The sequence below is a fragment of the Enterobacter sp. Taxon_2 genome (assembly GCF_058355295.1).
In genome coordinates, this window is record NZ_CM178024.1 from 3,992,964 (window position 1) to 4,010,209 (window position 17,246).

The 17,246-nt window shown below is 54.7% G+C and carries 16 protein-coding genes and 1 other RNA gene; 6 read left to right on the forward strand and 11 right to left on the reverse strand.

The window, feature by feature from the left end; genetic code table 11:
- Positions 1-27: 27 nt before the first annotated feature.
- Positions 28-606, reverse strand: coding sequence for a YecA/YgfB family protein (locus AC4IC4_RS18900; RefSeq protein WP_024906571.1), 579 nt, complete (start codon positions 604-606; stop codon positions 28-30).
- A 168-nt stretch (positions 607-774) separates the two neighbouring features.
- On the opposite strand from AC4IC4_RS18900, the gene zapA reads away from it, so the two are divergent.
- The 3 genes from zapA to AC4IC4_RS18915 all read left to right on the forward strand — a co-directional run bounded on the left by zapA (position 775) and on the right by AC4IC4_RS18915 (position 1,950).
- Positions 775-1,104 (forward strand): cell division protein ZapA, encoded by a 330-nt coding sequence (gene zapA, locus AC4IC4_RS18905; protein ID WP_006811891.1) that lies wholly within the window; start codon positions 775-777, stop codon positions 1,102-1,104.
- A gap of 41 nt (positions 1,105-1,145) precedes the next feature.
- Positions 1,146-1,329: non-coding RNA, 6S RNA (gene ssrS, locus AC4IC4_RS18910), on the forward strand.
- 24 nt (positions 1,330-1,353) lie between these two features.
- The gene (locus AC4IC4_RS18915) at positions 1,354-1,950 is read left to right on the forward strand and encodes a 5-formyltetrahydrofolate cyclo-ligase (protein ID WP_032650138.1); all 597 of its coding nucleotides are present in this window, start codon (positions 1,354-1,356) and stop codon (positions 1,948-1,950) included.
- Positions 1,951-2,057: 107 nt separating this feature from the next.
- On the opposite strand, the gene serA is transcribed toward AC4IC4_RS18915, so the two are convergent.
- A complete protein-coding gene (gene serA, locus AC4IC4_RS18920; RefSeq protein ID WP_491471689.1) occupies positions 2,058-3,290 on the reverse strand; it encodes a phosphoglycerate dehydrogenase in 1,233 nt (410 codons plus the stop codon).
- Between the two features lie 266 nt (positions 3,291-3,556).
- A complete protein-coding gene (gene rpiA / locus AC4IC4_RS18925) occupies positions 3,557-4,216 on the reverse strand; it encodes a ribose-5-phosphate isomerase RpiA (protein WP_491471690.1) in 660 nt (219 codons plus the stop codon).
- 127 nt (positions 4,217-4,343) lie between these two features.
- Here rpiA and argP point away from each other — a divergent pair, with 127 nt between their 5' ends.
- Entirely contained in the window at positions 4,344-5,237 is an 894-nt protein-coding gene (gene argP / locus AC4IC4_RS18930) for a DNA-binding transcriptional regulator ArgP (protein ID WP_008499727.1), read from the forward strand.
- Positions 5,238-5,279: 42 nt separating this feature from the next.
- Here argP and AC4IC4_RS18935 read toward each other — a convergent pair whose 3' ends face one another.
- The 7 genes from AC4IC4_RS18935 to tkt form a co-directional block, all read right to left on the reverse strand.
- Positions 5,280-6,011 carry an oxidative stress defense protein gene (locus tag AC4IC4_RS18935; RefSeq protein WP_008499728.1) on the reverse strand — a complete coding sequence of 244 codons (732 nt, stop codon included), beginning with the start codon at positions 6,009-6,011 and terminating at the stop codon, positions 5,280-5,282.
- A 91-nt stretch (positions 6,012-6,102) separates the two neighbouring features.
- Entirely contained in the window at positions 6,103-6,738 is a 636-nt protein-coding gene (gene argO / locus AC4IC4_RS18940; protein ID WP_021242063.1) for an arginine exporter ArgO, read from the reverse strand.
- A 145-nt stretch (positions 6,739-6,883) separates the two neighbouring features.
- On the reverse strand, positions 6,884-7,738 hold the full coding sequence (gene mscS, locus AC4IC4_RS18945; protein ID WP_024906566.1) for a small-conductance mechanosensitive channel MscS: 855 nt from the start codon (positions 7,736-7,738) through the stop codon (positions 6,884-6,886).
- A gap of 186 nt (positions 7,739-7,924) precedes the next feature.
- Positions 7,925-9,004 carry a class II fructose-bisphosphate aldolase gene (fbaA, locus tag AC4IC4_RS18950; protein WP_008499731.1) on the reverse strand — a complete coding sequence of 360 codons (1,080 nt, stop codon included), beginning with the start codon at positions 9,002-9,004 and terminating at the stop codon, positions 7,925-7,927.
- A 92-nt stretch (positions 9,005-9,096) separates the two neighbouring features.
- Complete coding sequence (pgk, locus tag AC4IC4_RS18955; RefSeq protein ID WP_024906565.1) at positions 9,097-10,260, reverse strand: phosphoglycerate kinase; 1,164 nt, start codon at positions 10,258-10,260, stop codon at positions 9,097-9,099.
- Between the two features lie 49 nt (positions 10,261-10,309).
- Positions 10,310-11,329: an erythrose-4-phosphate dehydrogenase gene (epd, locus tag AC4IC4_RS18960; protein ID WP_023333324.1), complete on the reverse strand. Its 1,020-nt coding sequence runs from the start codon at positions 11,327-11,329 to the stop codon at positions 10,310-10,312.
- A 341-nt stretch (positions 11,330-11,670) separates the two neighbouring features.
- Entirely contained in the window at positions 11,671-13,662 is a 1,992-nt protein-coding gene (gene tkt / locus AC4IC4_RS18965; RefSeq protein ID WP_032650139.1) for a transketolase, read from the reverse strand.
- 272 nt (positions 13,663-13,934) lie between these two features.
- On the opposite strand from tkt, the gene loiP reads away from it, so the two are divergent.
- Positions 13,935-14,693: a metalloprotease LoiP gene (gene loiP / locus AC4IC4_RS18970; RefSeq protein WP_021242066.1), complete on the forward strand. Its 759-nt coding sequence runs from the start codon at positions 13,935-13,937 to the stop codon at positions 14,691-14,693.
- A 210-nt stretch (positions 14,694-14,903) separates the two neighbouring features.
- Positions 14,904-16,172: an OprD family outer membrane porin gene (locus tag AC4IC4_RS18975; RefSeq protein WP_491471691.1), complete on the forward strand. Its 1,269-nt coding sequence runs from the start codon at positions 14,904-14,906 to the stop codon at positions 16,170-16,172.
- Between the two features lie 51 nt (positions 16,173-16,223).
- Here the strand turns inward: AC4IC4_RS18975 and speB are convergent, their stop codons facing one another.
- On the reverse strand, positions 16,224-17,144 hold the full coding sequence (gene speB / locus AC4IC4_RS18980) for an agmatinase (protein WP_008499737.1): 921 nt from the start codon (positions 17,142-17,144) through the stop codon (positions 16,224-16,226).
- Between the last annotated feature and the right edge of the window lie 102 nt (positions 17,145-17,246).

A 17,246-nucleotide genomic window follows, 5' to 3' on the forward strand; every position in this document is an offset into this window, starting at 1 on the left:
ATGACACCCTCCTGTGCGTTATTTTTCTTAATGTAAGGTTGGCTTGCGGACTTCCGGCGCGGTCGGCTGTGAGCGCGTGAAGTTGTCGTGGCACAGCAGTGCCGCCACGCGCACGTACTCGATGATCTCTTCAAGCGACATTTCCAGCTCTTCCTGGTCTTCGTCTTCGTCGTAGCCAAGCTGGGCGATGTTGCGCAGATCGTCGATCGCTTCACCCGCTTCGCCGGTGACTTTATCCAGTTTAGGCTGCGTGACGCCCAGCCCCAGCAGATAGTGGTTTACCCAGCCGGCCAGCGCATCGGCGCGATCGAACACGCTGACGTCGTCGCCTTCAGGCAGATAAAGCTGAAAAAGGAAGCCATCGTCTTCCAGCGAATCACTGATGGCGGCATGCATTTTACGCAGCGCTTCCGCCAGCTCGTGACCAAACGCCAGCCCTTCATTCGTGAGGTCGTGGATCAGCGGCTGCCATGAGCTGTCGCTGTTTCCGCCGCACAGCATGCCACTGATCAGACCGTGCATTTCGGCAGGGGTTAAACCGACTCCCTGCTGGTTCAGTAACTGGTTTAAATCCTTGTAACCAGGCATTTCGTTCTGTATAGACATGAGCATTCGTCGTCAAAGGGGGGAAGTTTCATGATATGCTACCACTTTGGACCCTGGTGATACCAGAAAAGGGCTTGTATCTTCACATCAGGGTAGCTATAGTGTCGCCCCTTCGCAGCCCCCGGGGCAGTAAGCGAAGGCAGCGCAGTCAATCAGCAGGAAGGTGGCATGTCTGCACAACCCGTCGATCTCCAGATTTTTGGCCGTTCACTGCGAGTGAATTGTCCGCCTGAACAAAGGGATGCTTTGAATCAGGCAGCGGACGATTTGAATCAGCGGTTGCAAGATCTAAAAGAACGCACTAGAGTCACAAATACTGAGCAGCTGGTTTTCATCGCCGCGTTGAACATCAGCTATGAACTGACTCAGGAAAAAGCGAAGACCCGCGACTACGCGGCAAGCATGGAGCAGCGCATTAAAATGCTCCAGCAGACCATAGAACAGGCATTGCTTGATCAAGGTCGCAATCCCGAAAGACCGGGACCCAAGTTTGAATAACACTTCTCAGTTGACTATGGTAGAGTAACTGGGAAGACAAAATTTCTCTGAGATGTTCGCAAGCGGGCCAGTCCCCTGAGCCGATATTTCATACCACAAGAATGTGGCGCTCCATGGTTGGTGAGCATGCTCGGTCCGTCCGAGAAGCCTTAAAACTATGACGACACATTCACCTTGAACCAAGGGTTCAAGGGTTACAGCCTGCGGCGGCATCTCGGAGATTCCCTCTCTTTTCTTCTACCGACTACCATGACTCAATTCCCTGAAGTTTCGGCTTCACGCCAGGACATTCGTCAGCTCATTCGTCAGCGCCGCCGTGCGTTAACCGCCGATCAGCAAGCGCATTTTGCCCAGCAGGCCGCCGCCCGTATGATGGCATATCCCCCTGTCGTAATGGCGCATACCGTTGCGCTGTTTCTGTCATTTGATGGAGAGCTGGATACCCAACCGCTGATAGAGCAGCTCTGGCGCGCCGGGAAGAAAGTCTACCTGCCGGTGCTGCACCCGTTTAGCGACGGTAATCTGCTGTTTCTGCACTACCACCCGCACAGCGAGCTGGTGGTGAATCGCCTGAAAATTACGGAGCCGAAACTCGACGTCCGCGACGTGCTCCCGCTGTCACAGCTGGATGTACTGATTACGCCGCTGGTCGCGTTTGATGAGCAGGGACAGCGCCTGGGAATGGGCGGTGGTTTTTACGACCGGACGCTGCAAAACTGGCAGCAGTATGGATTGCAGCCGGTGGGCTACGCGCATGATTGCCAGGGCGTGGAGGCGTTGCCGGTAGAAAAATGGGATGTGCCGTTACCGGCGGTGGTGACGCCATCGAAGTTGTGGGAGTGGTGAAGCAGGCGTGCAGCCTGATGCCCTCACCCCAGCCCTCTCCCACAGGGAGAGGGTGAAAACATAAAAAACGGTAACTATCGTTACCGTTTTGCATTTACCTCGCACCATCAGTACAGCAGACGCGCGCGAATCGTCCCCGCAATAGACTTCATGCTCAGCAACGCTTTCTCGGCAACATCGTCATCCGCTTCGATATCAATGACCACATAACCCATCTGCGAGTTCGTTTGCAGATACTGCGCGGCGATGTTGACGCCCTGCTCGGCAAAGATCTGGTTGATCGCGGTCAGAACGCCCGGACGGTTTTCGTGGATATGCAGCAGACGACGACCGCCGTGCAGCGGCAGCGACACTTCCGGGAAGTTCACGGCAGAGAGCGTAGAACCGTTGTCGGAGTATTTGCTCAGTTTACCCGCCACTTCCAGACCGATATTCTCCTGCGCTTCCTGGGTAGAACCGCCGATGTGTGGCGTCAGGATCACGTTGTCGAACTCGCACAGCGGAGAGGTAAACGGATCGCTGTTGGTGGCTGGCTCCGTCGGGAACACGTCAATGGCCGCGCCCGCCAGGTGCTTACGCTTCAGCGCATCAGCCAGAGCCGGGATATCGACAACCGTGCCGCGCGCGGCGTTAATCAGCAGTGAGCCCGGCTTCATCAGCGCCAGCTCTTTCGCGCCCATCATGTTTTTGGTGGACGCATTTTCCGGCACGTGGAGGCTCACCACGTCGCTCATGTTCAGCAGATCAGAGAGGTGTTGAACCTGGGTGGCGTTACCCAGCGGCAGCTTGCTTTCGATATCGTAGAAAAACACATGCATACCCAGGGATTCCGCCAGAATACCGAGCTGCGTACCGATATGGCCGTAGCCGATAATCCCCAGCTTTTTACCACGCGCTTCATAGGAGCCAGACGCCAGCTTGTTCCACACACCGCGGTGCGCTTTGGCGTTCGCTTCTGGAATGCCGCGCAGCAGCAGCAGCAGTTCGCCAATCACCAGCTCCGCCACGGAACGGGTGTTGGAGAATGGGGCGTTGAAGACGGGAATACCGCGTCTGGCAGCAGCATTCAGGTCAACCTGGTTGGTACCGATGCAGAAGCAGCCGATAGCCACCAGCTTTTCCGCCGCAGCAATAACGTCTTCAGTCAGGTGAGTACGGGATCGCAGGCCAATGAAGTGGGCATCACGGATGGACGCTTTCAGCTCTTCGGTATCGAGCGCCCCTTTGTGAAATTCGATGTTGGTGTAACCTGCCGCACGAAGGCTATCGATTGCTTTTTGATGCACGCCCTCGACCAGCAGGAATTTAATCTTGTCTTTCTCCAGTGATACCTTTGCCATTTACCCGACCCTGTTTTTGTCTGAACTGATGTTGTGCTGGATATGAATCCGCTGTAGCCAACATATCAAAAAAAACTATTGCAGCAATATGAACGTTTGCGTCGGCACTCTGAAGAAAAGTCATACAGAGCAAAATGTCAGAGGAAAATGCTATGGAAATTTACAAACGCGGCAGGATCGGCAAAAGAGGCTCAAAAACGTGACACAAGTCACCGAATTTAGCTTTTCAAAAATTTTTTAGCGGGGGGAGGACTCCCCCCGTCAGATCATTTTACGATGGTTTTCACGCCGTCAGCGGTGCCGATCAGTGCCACATCCGCGCCACGATTGGCGAATAGCCCTACGGTCACTACGCCTGGGATAGCGTTGATGGCATTTTCCAGCGCAATCGCGTCGAGAATTTCCAGACCGTGAACGTCGAGGATCACGTTACCGTTGTCGGTGACTACGCCCTGACGATATTCCGGACGACCGCCCAGCTTCACCAGCTGACGGGCAACCGCGCTACTCGCCATCGGGATCACTTCGACCGGCAGCGGGAAATTGCCCAGAATGTCGACCTGCTTGGAGGCGTCTGCGATGCAGATAAACTTGTCCGCAACGGAGGCGATGATTTTTTCGCGCGTCAGCGCCGCGCCGCCGCCTTTGATCATCTGCATGTGGCCGTTGATTTCATCCGCGCCATCAACGTAAATCCCCAGACGATCCACTTCGTTGAGATCGAAAACGGTAATGCCGAGGCTTTTCAGCTTTTCCGTGGAAGCATCAGAGCTGGAAACCGCGCCCTCGATCTGCCCCTTCATCGTGCCCAGCGCATCGATAAAGTGTGCCGCGGTTGATCCCGTACCGACACCGACAATGGTACCCGGCTGTACGTACTGGAGAGCGGCCCATCCTACTGCTTTTTTCAGTTCATCCTGCGTCATGATCGTTTTGCCTGTGGTGTGAAAACTCAGGGCGCATTATAGAACACGTCGAATGGAATTCGTCTGCCACAAAGGGAAAATTGTGTCATAGTGCAGAATAAGCAAAATTAAGGAGCCAGCCAGAGCAATGAAACGTCCGGACTACAGAACACTACAGGCACTTGATGCAGTTATTCGTGAACGAGGTTTTGAGCGCGCGGCGCAAAAGCTTTGCATCACGCAGTCCGCCGTATCACAGCGTATCAAACAGCTTGAAAATATGTTCGGCCAGCCGCTGCTGGTGCGTACCGTGCCGCCACGGCCAACCGAGCAGGGACAAAAGCTCCTCGCCCTGCTGCGCCAGGTTGAACTGCTGGAAGACGAGTGGCTGGGTGACGAACAAACGGGCTCTACGCCGCTGCTGCTCTCTCTGGCGGTCAACGCCGACAGTCTGGCGACCTGGCTGCTGCCGGCCCTGGCGCCGGTATTAGCTGACTCCCCTATCCGCCTGAATTTACAGGTTGAAGATGAAACGCGAACCCAGGAGCGCCTGCGTCGCGGTGAAGTGGTTGGGGCAGTCAGTATCCAGCCTCAGGCGTTGCCAAGCTGCCTTGTCGATCAGTTAGGCGCACTGGATTACCTGTTTGTGGGTTCAAAAGCCTTTGCCGAGCGCTACTTCCCGAACGGCGTCACCCGCGCGGCGCTGCTGAAAGCCCCTGCCGTGGCGTTCGACCATCTGGATGATATGCATCAGGCGTTCCTGCAGCAAAACTTCGATCTGCCGCCGGGCAGCGTGCCGTGCCATATCGTTAACTCGTCTGAAGCCTTCGTGCAGCTTGCGCGTCAGGGCACCACCTGCTGCATGATCCCGCATCTGCAGATTGAGAAAGAATTGAAAAGCGGTGAGCTGATTGACTTAACGCCGGGGCTGTATCAGCGTCGGATGCTCTACTGGCACCGTTTTGCGCCGGAAAGCCGGATGATGCGCAACGTCACTGACGCGCTGCTGGCGTACGGGCACAAGGTGTTGAGACAGGATTAAAAAATAAGCCGGGTGGCGGCTTCGCCTTACCCGGCCTACAGATTACTGAGCCGGTTTCGGCTGTGCTGCAACGGGTTCCAGCTGGAAGACCACATCCACCTGATCGTCGAACTGAATGGTTGGCTGCTCGTAAGTTTCCTGAGCGGACACCGGGGCTGCATCAGCCTTCATCATCCGTACCATCGGGCTTGGCTGGTAGTTAGAGACGTGGTAACGCACGCTGTAAACCGGGCCGAGCTTGCTCTTAAAGCCAGAAGCCAGCTGTTCCGCCTGGTGAATGGCATCATCAATCGCCGCTTTACGCGCTTCGTCCTTGTATTTCTCCGGTTGCGCAACGCCCAGCGACACGGAACGAATTTCGTTCAGACCCGCCTTCAGCGCACCATCCAGCAGCGAGTTAAGCTTATCCAGCTGACGTACGGTCACTTCAACGGTACGCACGGCGCGGTAGCCCTTCAGGATGCTTTTACCATTCTGGTAGTCGTAATCGGGTTGAGTACGCAGGTTCGCGGAGTTGATATCTTTTTTACCGACACCGTTCTGCTCGAGGAAAGAGAGGTATTGCGCAACGCGATCGTCAGCCTGCTTCTTGGCCGTCGCCGCATCTTTCGCCGCCACATTGACTTCAATTGCCAGGGTTGCAACATCGGGTACCGCGTCCACGCTTGCGGTGCCAGACGTGACGATGTGCGGACCATCCGGCAGTTCACTTGCCTGCACCGAAACCGCACCAAAACTTACTAATGCCGCCAGGGCCATCACCTTAAACTTCACTGTTATTCCTCCATGTTGCGAAGAGTGCCCATTAACAGGGCGCATGCCAGCAAGCTTAGCGGGTCTTATTCAGTTGTCCATAAGACAAGGATTAGTTGAACAATTCCTGAACGTGGTGAATCCCCTCTTTTGCCAGCTGAAAGGCAATAAACCACATCACCAGCCCTACCAGGGTATTAATGATGCGCTGGGCTTTGGCTGTACGCAGACGGGGTGCCAGCCATGCCGCAAGAATGGCGAGACCGAAGAACCAGAGGAACGAGGCGCTGACCGTACCGAGCGCAAACCAGCGTTTCGGCTCTACGTCCAGCTGTCCGCCCAGGCTGCCCAGCACCACAAAGGTGTCCAGATAAACATGCGGATTAAGCCAGGTGACCGCCAGCATGGTGACGATAATCTTCCAGCGGCCCTGCTTCATGACCTCCGCGCTCGCCAGTTCGAGGTTGCTGCTCATTGCCGTTTTCAGGGCACCAAAACCGTACCAGAGCAGAAACGCCACGCCGCCCCAGGTGACCAGCGCCAGCAGCCAGGGAGACTGCATCAGCAATGCGCTGCCGCCAAAAATCCCGGCACAGATCAGCAGTAAATCGCTTACCGCGCACAGCAGGGCAATCATCAGATGATACTGGCGGCGGATGCCCTGATTCATCACGAACGCATTTTGCGGGCCGAGCGGAAGGATCATGGCCGCGCCTAATGCAAGCCCTTGAAAATAATAAGATAGCATGACGATTTTCTCGCAGTGTTGTTCTGGAAGCCGACTATACTGCGCGAATCACATTAGAGGAAATGGATAATTTTAATTGGGTATTAGCGGAGCTTATAAAAATAAAGCCCGGTGGCGCTAACGCTTACCGGGCCTACGGGTGATGTTATTCTGCTTCTTTAACTTTTTTGACGTTTACGTCCATCTGCGGGTACGGGAAGCTGATGCCGTTGGCGTCGAAGTCGCGCTTAATGCGTTCCAGCACGTCCCAGTACACGTTTTGCAGATCGCTGCTCTTGCTCCAGATACGCACCACGAAGTTAATGGAGGACGCGCCCAGTTCGTTCAGGCGAACCGTCTGCTCTTTGTCTTTCAGAATGCGATCGTCTGAAGCAATGATGTTGCTAATCAGCGACTTCACCTGATCGATATCGGAGTCGTACGCCACGCTGATAATCAGCTCATTACGACGCACCGGCTCACGGGAGAAGTTAATGATGTTGCCCGCGATGATTTTCCCGTTCGGCACGACCACGATGCGGCCATCGACGGTACGCATGGTCGTTGAGAAAATCTGCACCTGCAGCACGGTCCCGGCAATGCCACCAAGGTCAACGTATTCGCCGGAGCGGAACGGACGGAAGGTGACCAGCAAAACGCCTGCCGCCAGGTTTGAAAGCGAGCCCTGCAGCGCCAGACCAATGGCCAGACCGGCGGCACCGAGAACGGCAATGACGGAGGCGGTCTGCACGCCCACGCGGCCCAGCGCCGCAATCAGCGTAAAGGCGATAATGCCGTAACGCACCAGTGCGGAGAGGAAGTCAGCCACCGTGGCGTCAATGTGACGGGCCAGCATGACGCGGTTAACCGCGTTAGATACGATACGCGCCACGATCATCCCGACGATGATGATCGCAATGGCTGCTACAATATTAACCGCATAACTCAGCAGCAACGCCTGGTTGCGCACCAGCCAGTTACCGGCGTTATTGATGCTGTCTACAACATCGAGTTGTTCCATTTATTCTTCCTTTTGTTAAACCAAAACACAAAATCCATCCCCCATGGAGACAGGCAGGTCCGTAAAGGGTAAACAAAAAGCGCAAGTATTGCCAAACAGATCACAAAAACCGGTCCGGCAGGGTATTGAAAAAGCATAAAAAAAGGCCCGCATTTGCGGGCCTTCTGATGCTGTTAGCAGCTCAAATTACAGAACGTCGATCGCGTTCAGTTCTTTGAAAGCCTGCTCCAGACGGGTCACCATGGACGTCTGGGCAGCGCGCAGCCATACGCGTGGATCGTAGTATTTCTTGTTCGGCTGGTCTTCGCCTTTCGGGTTGCCCAGCTGGCCCTGCAGGTAAGCTTCGTTCGCTTTGTAGTACTGCAGGATACCGTCCCATGTTGCCCACTGGGTGTCGGTATCGATGTTCATTTTCACTACGCCGTAGCTTACGGAGTCTTTGATTTCCTGAGCAGAAGAACCGGAACCGCCGTGGAAGACGAAGTTCAGGCTGTTGTGCGGCAGGTTGTGTTTCTTGGAAACGTATTCCTGAGAATCACGCAGGATGGTTGGGGTCAGAACCACGTTGCCTGGTTTGTAAACGCCGTGTACGTTACCGAAGGACGCTGCAATGGTGAAGCGTGGGCTGATTTTACTCAGCTCGGTGTAAGCGTAATCAACGTCTTCTGGCTGGGTGTACAGTGCAGAAGCGTCCATGTGGCTGTTGTCCACGCCGTCTTCTTCACCACCGGTGCAACCCAGTTCGATTTCCAGGGTCATGTCCATTTTGGCCATGCGCGCCAGGTACTTAGAGCAGATTTCGATGTTTTCGTGCAGTGACTCTTCAGACAGGTCGATCATGTGAGAAGAGAACAGTGGCTTACCGGTTGCCGCGAAGTGTTTTTCACCCGCGTCCAGCAGACCGTCGATCCACGGCAGCAGTTTCTTCGCGCAGTGGTCAGTGTGCAGGATAACTGGAACACCGTAGTGCTCAGCCATCTGGTGAACGTGGTGCGCACCAGAGATAGCGCCCAGGATTGCAGCACCCTGAGGAATGTCAGTTTTCACGCCTTTACCTGCGATGAACGCAGCGCCGCCGTTAGAGAACTGAACGATAACTGGAGCTTTAACTTTAGCAGCAGTTTCCAGTACGGCGTTGATGGAGTCGGTACCCACGCAGTTAACTGCTGGCAGAGCGAAGTTGTTTTCTTTAGCTACCTGGAACACTTTCTGTACGTCATCACCAGTGATAACGCCAGGTTTTACGAAATCAAAAATTTTAGACATGTTGCTTAGTCCTGTATCTTCGGCCGTTAGAAAAGGTGCGAGCTCTTAAAAGCGCGCTGAAAATTGGGCAGGTTTCCCTGCCCTTGAATGGCTTACTTCTTAGCGCGCTCTTCGAGCATTGCTACTGCTGGCAGTACTTTGCCTTCCACGAATTCGAGGAATGCGCCGCCACCAGTGGAGATGTAGGAGATCTTGTCAGCGATACCGAACAGGTCGATTGCTGCCAGGGTGTCACCACCGCCTGCGATAGAGAACGCTTCGCTGTCTGCGATAGCGTTAGCAACGATTTCAGTCCCTTTGCGGAAGTTCGGGAATTCGAACACGCCTACCGGACCGTTCCACAGGATAGTTTTTGCGTTTTTGAGGATTTCAGCCAGTTTCTGTGCAGAAACGTCGCCCAGGTCCAGAATCTGCTCTTCATCTTTGATGTCGTTTACAGACTTCAGAGTCGCGGTTGCGGTTTCGGAGAACTCGGTCGCGACGCGAACGTCAGTTGGAACCGGGATATCGCAGGTGCTCAGCAGGCGTTTGGCTTCGTCAACCAGATCTGCTTCGTACAGGGATTTACCCACGTTGTGGCCCTGAGCGGCAACGAAGGTGTTCGCGATACCACCGCCAACGATCAGCTGGTCAGCGATTTTAGACAGGGAATCCAGAACGGTCAGTTTGGTAGAAACTTTAGAACCACCAACGATAGCCACCATTGGACGAGCAGGTTCTTTCAGTGCTTTACCCAGCGCTTCCAGTTCGTCAGCCAGCAGAGGACCGGCACACGCTACGTCTGCGAATTTACCGATACCGTGGGTTGAAGCCTGTGCACGGTGAGCCGTACCGAAGGCATCCATCACGAATACGTCGCACAGTGCAGCATATTTTTTGGACAGGGTTTCGTCGTCTTTCTTTTCGCCTTTGTTGAAGCGAACGTTTTCCAGAACAACCAGTTCACCGGCTGCAACGTCAACGCCGTCCAGGTAATCTTTCACCAGGCGAACCGGGTTGGACAGTTTGTCTTTCAGGTAATTAACCACTGGCAGCAGAGAGAACTCTTCGTTGTACTCGCCTTCAGTTGGACGACCCAGGTGGGAGGTGACCATCACTTTCGCGCCCTGCTTCAGAGCCAGTTCGATGGTTGGCAGAGATGCACGGATACGCGCGTCGCTGGTCACTTTGCCATCTTTAACCGGTACGTTCAGATCGGCACGGATGAAAACGCGTTTACCAGCCAGATCCAGATCGGTCATCTTAATTACAGACATGGTGAATCCTCTCGTTGATTCTTAAAGTTTTGCAGACGCACGATGCGTCTTACCTGAAACCTTGAGCGGCCATTGCTAACGTGGTGTCGAGCATTCGGTTAGCAAAGCCCCATTCGTTATCACACCAGACCAGCGTCTTGATAAGGTGTGCACCACTAACCCTCGTTTGCGTGCCATCAACGATGGCACTGTGCGGGTCGTGGTTAAAATCTACTGAGACCAACGGTAATTCCGTATAGTCAACTATACCATGAAATGCACCCTGTGCCGCTTTTTGCAGCAACAGGTTGACTTCACAGGCTTTTACCGGTTTTTTCACCGTCACGCTAAGGTCGATTGCAGTGACGTTAATCGTTGGAACACGCACGGCAATCGCTTCAAACCGGTCATTAAACTGCGGAAAAATTCGGGTGATCCCTGCCGCCAGTTTCGTATCCACCGGAATGATTGACTGGCTCGCCGCGCGAGTGCGTCGTAAATCCGGATGGTAGGCGTCGATAACCTGCTGATCGTGCATGGCGGAGTGAATCGTGGTCACGGTGCCGGATTCAATGCCATACGCATCGTCTAACAGTTTGATGACCGGAATAATGCAGTTGGTGGTACAGGAGGCGTTGGAAACAATGCGGTGTTCGGCCTGCAGCTCATGCTGGTTGACGCCAAACACGACGGTCGCGTCGAGGTCGTTACTGCCGGGATGAGAAAACAGGACTTTTTTCGCGCCGGCAGCCAGATGCGCTTCGCCATGTTCGCGGTTGCCGTAGACACCGGTACAGTCAAGCACCACATCCACACCCAGTTCACGCCAGGGTAGCCCGGAGATGCTGTTCTCATGCAGCACACGAATAGCGTCGTCACCCACAAAGAGCTGATCTCTTTCCTGGCGCACATCCCAGGCAAAGCGTCCGTGGCTGGTGTCATATTTCAACAAATGCGCCATGCCCGTGGCATCCGCCAGTTCATTGATTGCCACCACGGTTATTTCCGCCCGACGTCCGGATTCATACAAAGCACGAACCACATTACGTCCGATGCGACCGAAGCCATTAATCGCTACGCGTACGGTCATAGATCTCCTGCAAAGCAATCCCTGAGTTTGAGGTGGCTGAAAGAGTAATCCAGCTACGCCCGAAGGGGAATCCTTGCTGTCACAAACTGCGATTGATTGGTCAATTGTCGAACATTTAATCGACTGAAACGCTTCAGCAAGAATAAGCGAATCGGGGAATAAAAGGAATGTCTGTCCAGATGAATAAGCGAGCTATATGACTTGCGTCACATTTTAGGTGGAATAATTTACGGCGAGGTAAAAGCAAAACGGTAACCGAGAGGTTACCGTTTTTAGTGTTTGCACCCTCTCCCAGTGGGAGAGGGCTGGGGTGAGGGCATCAGCCCGCACCGTACAAACGATTACAGCAGTTCTTTCGCTTTCGCGACAACGTTCTCAACGGTGAAGCCGAACTCTTCGAACAACTGCTCTGCCGGAGCAGACTCACCGAAGGTGGTCATACCGACGATAGCGCCGTTCAGGCCCACGTATTTGAACCAGTAGTCAGCGATACCCGCTTCCACTGCCACGCGAGCGGAAACCGCTTTAGGCAGCACGGATTCACGGTAAGCGGCATCCTGCTTGTCGAACGCGTCGGTAGACGGCATGGAGACCACGCGCGCCTTCACGCCTTCGGCAGTCAGTTTTTCCCACGCTGCCACAGCCAGTTCAACTTCAGAACCGGTGGCGATGAAGATCAGCTCTGGCTGGCCCGCGCTATCTTTCAGCACGTAACCACCGCGAGCGATGTTCGCCAGCTGCTCAGGGGTACGCTCCTGCTGTGCCAGGTTCTGACGGGAGAGGATCAGCGCGGTTGGACCGTCCTGACGCTCAACGCCGTATTTCCACGCTACCGCGGATTCAACCTGGTCACACGGACGCCATGTGCTCATGTTTGGGGTCACGCGCAGGGAAGCCACCTGCTCTACCGGCTGGTGAGTTGGACCGTCTTCGCCCAGACCGATGGAGTCGTGGGTGTAGACCATCACCTGACGCTGTTTCATCAGCGCGGCCATACGCACGGCGTTACGTGCATATTCAACGAACATCAGGAAGGTAGAGGTGTACGGCAGGAAACCACCGTGCAGGGAGATACCGTTGGCAATCGCAGTCATACCGAATTCACGTACACCGTAATGGATGTAGTTACCGGCAGTATCTTCGTTGATTGGCTTAGAACCGGACCACAGGGTCAGGTTAGATGGCGCCAGGTCAGCGGAGCCGCCGAGGAATTCAGGCAGCAGAGGACCGAACGCTTCAATCGCATTCTGAGACGCTTTACGGCTCGCGATTTTAGACGGGTTCGCCTGCAGCTTAGCGATGAACTCGTTCGCTTTCGCGTCGAAGTCGGACGGCATGTCGCCTTTCATACGACGGGTGAATTCAGCCGCTTCCTGCGGGAACGCTTTCGCGTAAGCAGCGAACTTCTCGTTCCAGGCCGCTTCTTTCGCCTGGCCCACTTCTTTTGCATCCCACTGAGCGTAGATCTCAGATGGGATTTCGAATGCAGGGTGTTTCCAGCCCAGCGCTTCGCGGGTCAGTGCGATTTCCGCGTCGCCCAGCGGCGCGCCGTGGGAGTCGTGCGTACCCGCTTTGTTCGGCGAACCGAAGCCGATGATGGTTTTGCACATCAGCAGGGACGGCTTGTCCGTCACCGCGCGCGCTTCTTCTACCGCACGTTTAATCGAGTCAGCATCGTGGCCATCAACGCCACGCACAACGTGCCAGCCGTAGGCTTCGAAACGTTTAGCGGTGTCGTCGGTGAACCAGCCTTCAACGTGACCGTCGATGGAAATACCGTTGTCGTCATAGAACGCAACCAGTTTGCCCAGCTTCAGGGTACCTGCCAGGGAGCACACTTCGTGAGAAATGCCTTCCATCATGCAGCCGTCGCCCATGAACGCATAGGTGAAGTGGTCAACGATGTCGTGACCAGGACGGTTGAACTGCGCCGCCAGCGTCTTCTCAGCAATCGCCATACCCACAGCGTTAGCAATACCCTGACCCAGCGGACCGGTGGTGGTTTCTACGCCAGCGGTGTAGCCCACTTCCGGGTGACCTGGAGTTTTAGAGTGCAGCTGACGGAAGTTTTTCAGCTCTTCAATTGGCAGATCGTAGCCGGTGAGGTGCAGCAGGCTATAGATCAGCATAGAGCCGTGGCCGTTAGACAGTACGAAACGGTCGCGGTCAGCCCATGACGGGTTCTGCGGGTTGTGGTTCAGGAAATCGCGCCACAGGACTTCGGCGATATCAGCCATACCCATAGGGGCCCCTGGGTGGCCGGATTTGGCTTTCTGTACTGCGTCCATGCTCAGCGCACGAATAGCATTAGCAAGCTCTTTACGTGAGGACATTTTAACTCCAGATCGGACTGTTAAAGGCCATGCCCTTGACGACAGCGCGTTTTGGGCTACGCCGGAAAAAAGTGCCAACAATGTAACCCAAGCCGCAAGTCATGTACATGGAGCATTCTTTTGCTTGTTAAGAAATCTCTGGATCATGCTCGCATGTTGCGCAATCTACTCGCCCGGCTCTGTCGATATTCCTTATACTTAGCCCGACACCGGCTTCGCTGACGGTGCACTTTTCGGATTTTATTCAGATTAACGAGTACGGAAGCAACCTCATGAAAATGCGTGCAATAGTGCTGGCCCTGGGTACAACGCTCCTGCTGAGCGGCTGTCAGAATATGGATTCTAACGGTCTGATGACGTCAGGCGCAGAGGCCTTCCAGGCCTATTCCCTGAGCGATGCGCAGGTGAAAGCGCTGAGCGACCAGGCCTGTAAAGATATGGACGGAAAAGCCACGCTTGCGCCGGCTAACAGTACCTACACGCAGCGTCTGAATAAGATTGCTTCTGCGCTGGGCGATAACATCAACGGCCAGCCGGTGAACTACAAGGTGTACATGGCGAAAGACGTGAACGCCTTCGCGATGGCGAACGGCTGCATCCGCGTCTATAGCGGGCTAATGGACATGATGACCGACAACGAAGTGGAAGCGGTCATCGGCCATGAAATGGGCCACGTTGCCCTGGGCCACGTGAAGAAAGGGATGCAGGTTGCTTTAGGCACCAACGCCATCCGCGCAGCGGCGGCCTCAGCGGGCGGTATCGTTGGCAGCCTGTCGCAGTCGCAGCTTGGCGACGTAGGTGAAAAGCTGGTTAACTCCCAGTTCTCCCAGCGCCAGGAGTCCGAAGCGGATGATTACTCTTACGATCTGTTGCGCAAACGCGGCATTAATCCATCAGGTTTAGCCACCAGCTTTGAAAAACTGGCCAAACTGGAAGCGGGACGTCAAAGCTCCATGTTTGACGATCACCCAGCCTCAGAAGAGCGCGCACAGCATATTCGCGACCGTATGGCCGCAGACGGAATTAAATAATTTCAGAAGGAGGCAGTTTTGCCTCCTTTTTATTTCGCATGAATTGTTAACTTAACAGCACATATCGATAACACCCCTGCAAGCCCCGCCAAATCTACGTTATCATATTGAAATTTCTGGTCACATAATTATTGCAAAGGTCACTTTTTCCGGTAATTATCACTTCCGCAGTTATTCAAATTAATATATCCAGACAGAGACGTTCCCTCCGTGAAAAAAGAATTATCATTAATTGCTTTAAGTTTATTTGCCGCATTACCTGCCGCTGCAAGCCAGCAATCCGACAGTCAGGGTTTTATTGACGACAGCCATCTGGATCTGTTTTTACGCAATGCCTATATCAGCCGCGACTACCATCAGGGCCAGCAGGACAAAGCCGAATGGGGTCAGGGGATCATCGCCACGTTTGCATCCGGCTATACCGAAGGGCTGGTGGGCTTTGGTGTGGACGGTATTGCTCAATACGGCGTGCGCCTGGACGGCGGGCGAGGCAAAAGCGGCGCAGGCGGCATCGACTTCTTTAAACAGGAAGATGATGGCCGGGCAAAATCCGATCTGGCAAAGTTTGGCGCAACCGCCAAAATGCGCATATCGAACACCGTGCTAAGCTACGGGAATCAGCGTCCTGAGTTGCCTATCATCAATGCCGACAGTTCCCGCCTGCTGTTTGAAAGCTACACCGGCGCTATGTTGACCTCAAAAGAGATCGACGGTCTGGAAATCAACGCCGGTTACTTCACCGACGAGCAGCGTAAAAGCGATGACCGCCACGACAGCGGGCTGAAGAGCCTCTCCTTCGGCGGCGCAAGCTACCAGTTCAACGACCAGTTCAGCGGCGCGCTTTACGCTTCTCATAATGAAGAGGTGATGAACAAGCAGTATCTGGGCCTGAACTTCAAACAGCCGTTCAGCACCGGGCAGCAGCTGGTGCTCGACTTCAACGGCTATAACTCCCGTCTGGACCAGGGTTACGCTGACAGCCTCGACACGGGCCGCAGCAACACCATCTGGAGCCTGGCGGCGAGCTACATCTGGGATATTCACACGTTCAAAGTGGCCTACCAGCAGAGCAGCGGCAGCACCGGCTACAACTATGGCGGCTATCGCGACCAGGGCGGCGTGGGTGACGGCGGTAACACCATCTGGCTGGCGAACTCCTACTGGTCTGATTTTAACGGCGAAGATGAACGTTCCTGGCAGGCATCCTACGGTCTGGACTTTGGCGGCCTTGGTTTACCGGGCCTGAGCTGGACCACCGCCTACGTGCGCGGGGACAACATCAAAACCTCTGAAACCAGCAACGGTAAAGAGCACGAGTGGTTTAACCAGATCCAGTACCAGGTGCAGGATGGCCCGGCGAAGGATCTGAAACTGAAACTGCGCTATTCCGTACTGCGCGTCTCCAGCAACGCCAGCGAGTACAACGTGGGCGGGGACGAGATCCGCGCTTACGTGGAATACCCGTTTAACGTGTTCTAAAGGCAATAAAAAACCTCTCCATGGAGAGGTTTTTTTCACGTCAGGCGAGGCTTATTCGCCTTTTTTGGCAGCCTGGATGTAGAGCATTTCCAGCGCCAGGGTCGCTGCGGCCAGCGCAGTGATTTCGGACTGGTCATACGCAGGCGCCACTTCCACCACGTCCATCCCAACAATGTTCAGATCCTTCAGGCCGCGCACCAGCTTGATAGCACGGTCTGAGGTCAGGCCGCCGATCACCGGCGTACCGGTACCCGGTGCAAATGCCGGATCCAGGCAGTCGATGTCGAAGGTCAGATACACAGGCATATCACCCACGATCTGCTTCACCTGCGCGAGGATGTCATCCACGCCGCGATCGTTAACCTGGCCCGCATCCAGCACGGTGAAGCCGTTATCTTTGTCGAACTCAGTGCGAATACCGATCTGCACGGAGTGGTTCGGGTCGATCAGACCTTCGTTCGGCGCGGTGAAGAACATGGTGCCGTGGTCAAACTCACAGCCGTTCGCGTAGGTGTCGGTATGCGCATCAAAGTGTACCAGCGCCATTTTACCGAAGTGCTTGGCATGGGCACGCAGCAGCGGCAGGGTCACGAAGTGGTCGCCGCCGAAGGAGAGCATGCGCTTACCGGCAGCCAGCAGCTTCTCGGCGTGCGCCTGCAGCTTTTCGCTCATCTCACGCGCGTCACCAAAGGCATACACCAGGTCACCGCAGTCCACCACGTTCAGGCGCTCGCGCATGTCGAAGTTCCACGGGAAGCGGTTATGCTCCCAGGCCAGGTTAGTGGAAACCTGACGAATCGCCGCCGGGCCGTGACGACCACCCGCACGGCCAGATGTTGCCATATCGAACGGCACGCCAGTGATCACCCAGTCCGCGTCGCTGTCGTACGGCTGGAAGTTCATCGGAAGGCGTAAAAAACCAAACGCGTTAGATACCAGAGAGTTATCGTACTGATGACCTAAAGTGCTCATGTCCTGACCTCTTTTAAAGTCGATACATTAAAAACAGATGAAAAAAAATCCCCTCCGCGTCGTTAAACCCGACGAGGAAGGGATTGATTCGTAAATCGCTTA

What these genes read in the sequence shown, in the direction of transcription:
- pgk (WP_024906565.1), bottom strand. Translation starts at nt 10,260, where the DNA reads ATGTCTGTAATTAAGATGACCGATCTGGATCTGGCTGGTAAACGCGTT.
- zapA (WP_006811891.1), top strand. Translation starts at nt 775, where the DNA reads ATGTCTGCACAACCCGTCGATCTCCAGATTTTTGGCCGTTCACTGCGA.
- tkt (WP_032650139.1), bottom strand. Translation starts at nt 13,662, where the DNA reads ATGTCCTCACGTAAAGAGCTTGCTAATGCTATTCGTGCGCTGAGCATG.
- mscS (WP_024906566.1), bottom strand. Translation starts at nt 7,738, where the DNA reads ATGGAACAACTCGATGTTGTAGACAGCATCAATAACGCCGGTAACTGG.
- epd (WP_023333324.1), bottom strand. Translation starts at nt 11,329, where the DNA reads ATGACCGTACGCGTAGCGATTAATGGCTTCGGTCGCATCGGACGTAAT.
- rpiA (WP_491471690.1), bottom strand. Translation starts at nt 4,216, where the DNA reads ATGACGCAGGATGAACTGAAAAAAGCAGTAGGATGGGCCGCTCTCCAG.
- argP (WP_008499727.1), top strand. Translation starts at nt 4,344, where the DNA reads ATGAAACGTCCGGACTACAGAACACTACAGGCACTTGATGCAGTTATT.
- AC4IC4_RS18900 (WP_024906571.1), bottom strand. Translation starts at nt 606, where the DNA reads ATGTCTATACAGAACGAAATGCCTGGTTACAAGGATTTAAACCAGTTA.
- fbaA (WP_008499731.1), bottom strand. Translation starts at nt 9,004, where the DNA reads ATGTCTAAAATTTTTGATTTCGTAAAACCTGGCGTTATCACTGGTGAT.
- serA (WP_491471689.1), bottom strand. Translation starts at nt 3,290, where the DNA reads ATGGCAAAGGTATCACTGGAGAAAGACAAGATTAAATTCCTGCTGGTC.
- speB (WP_008499737.1), bottom strand. Translation starts at nt 17,144, where the DNA reads ATGAGCACTTTAGGTCATCAGTACGATAACTCTCTGGTATCTAACGCG.
- AC4IC4_RS18915 (WP_032650138.1), top strand. Translation starts at nt 1,354, where the DNA reads ATGACTCAATTCCCTGAAGTTTCGGCTTCACGCCAGGACATTCGTCAG.
- argO (WP_021242063.1), bottom strand. Translation starts at nt 6,738, where the DNA reads ATGCTATCTTATTATTTTCAAGGGCTTGCATTAGGCGCGGCCATGATC.
- loiP (WP_021242066.1), top strand. Translation starts at nt 13,935, where the DNA reads ATGAAAATGCGTGCAATAGTGCTGGCCCTGGGTACAACGCTCCTGCTG.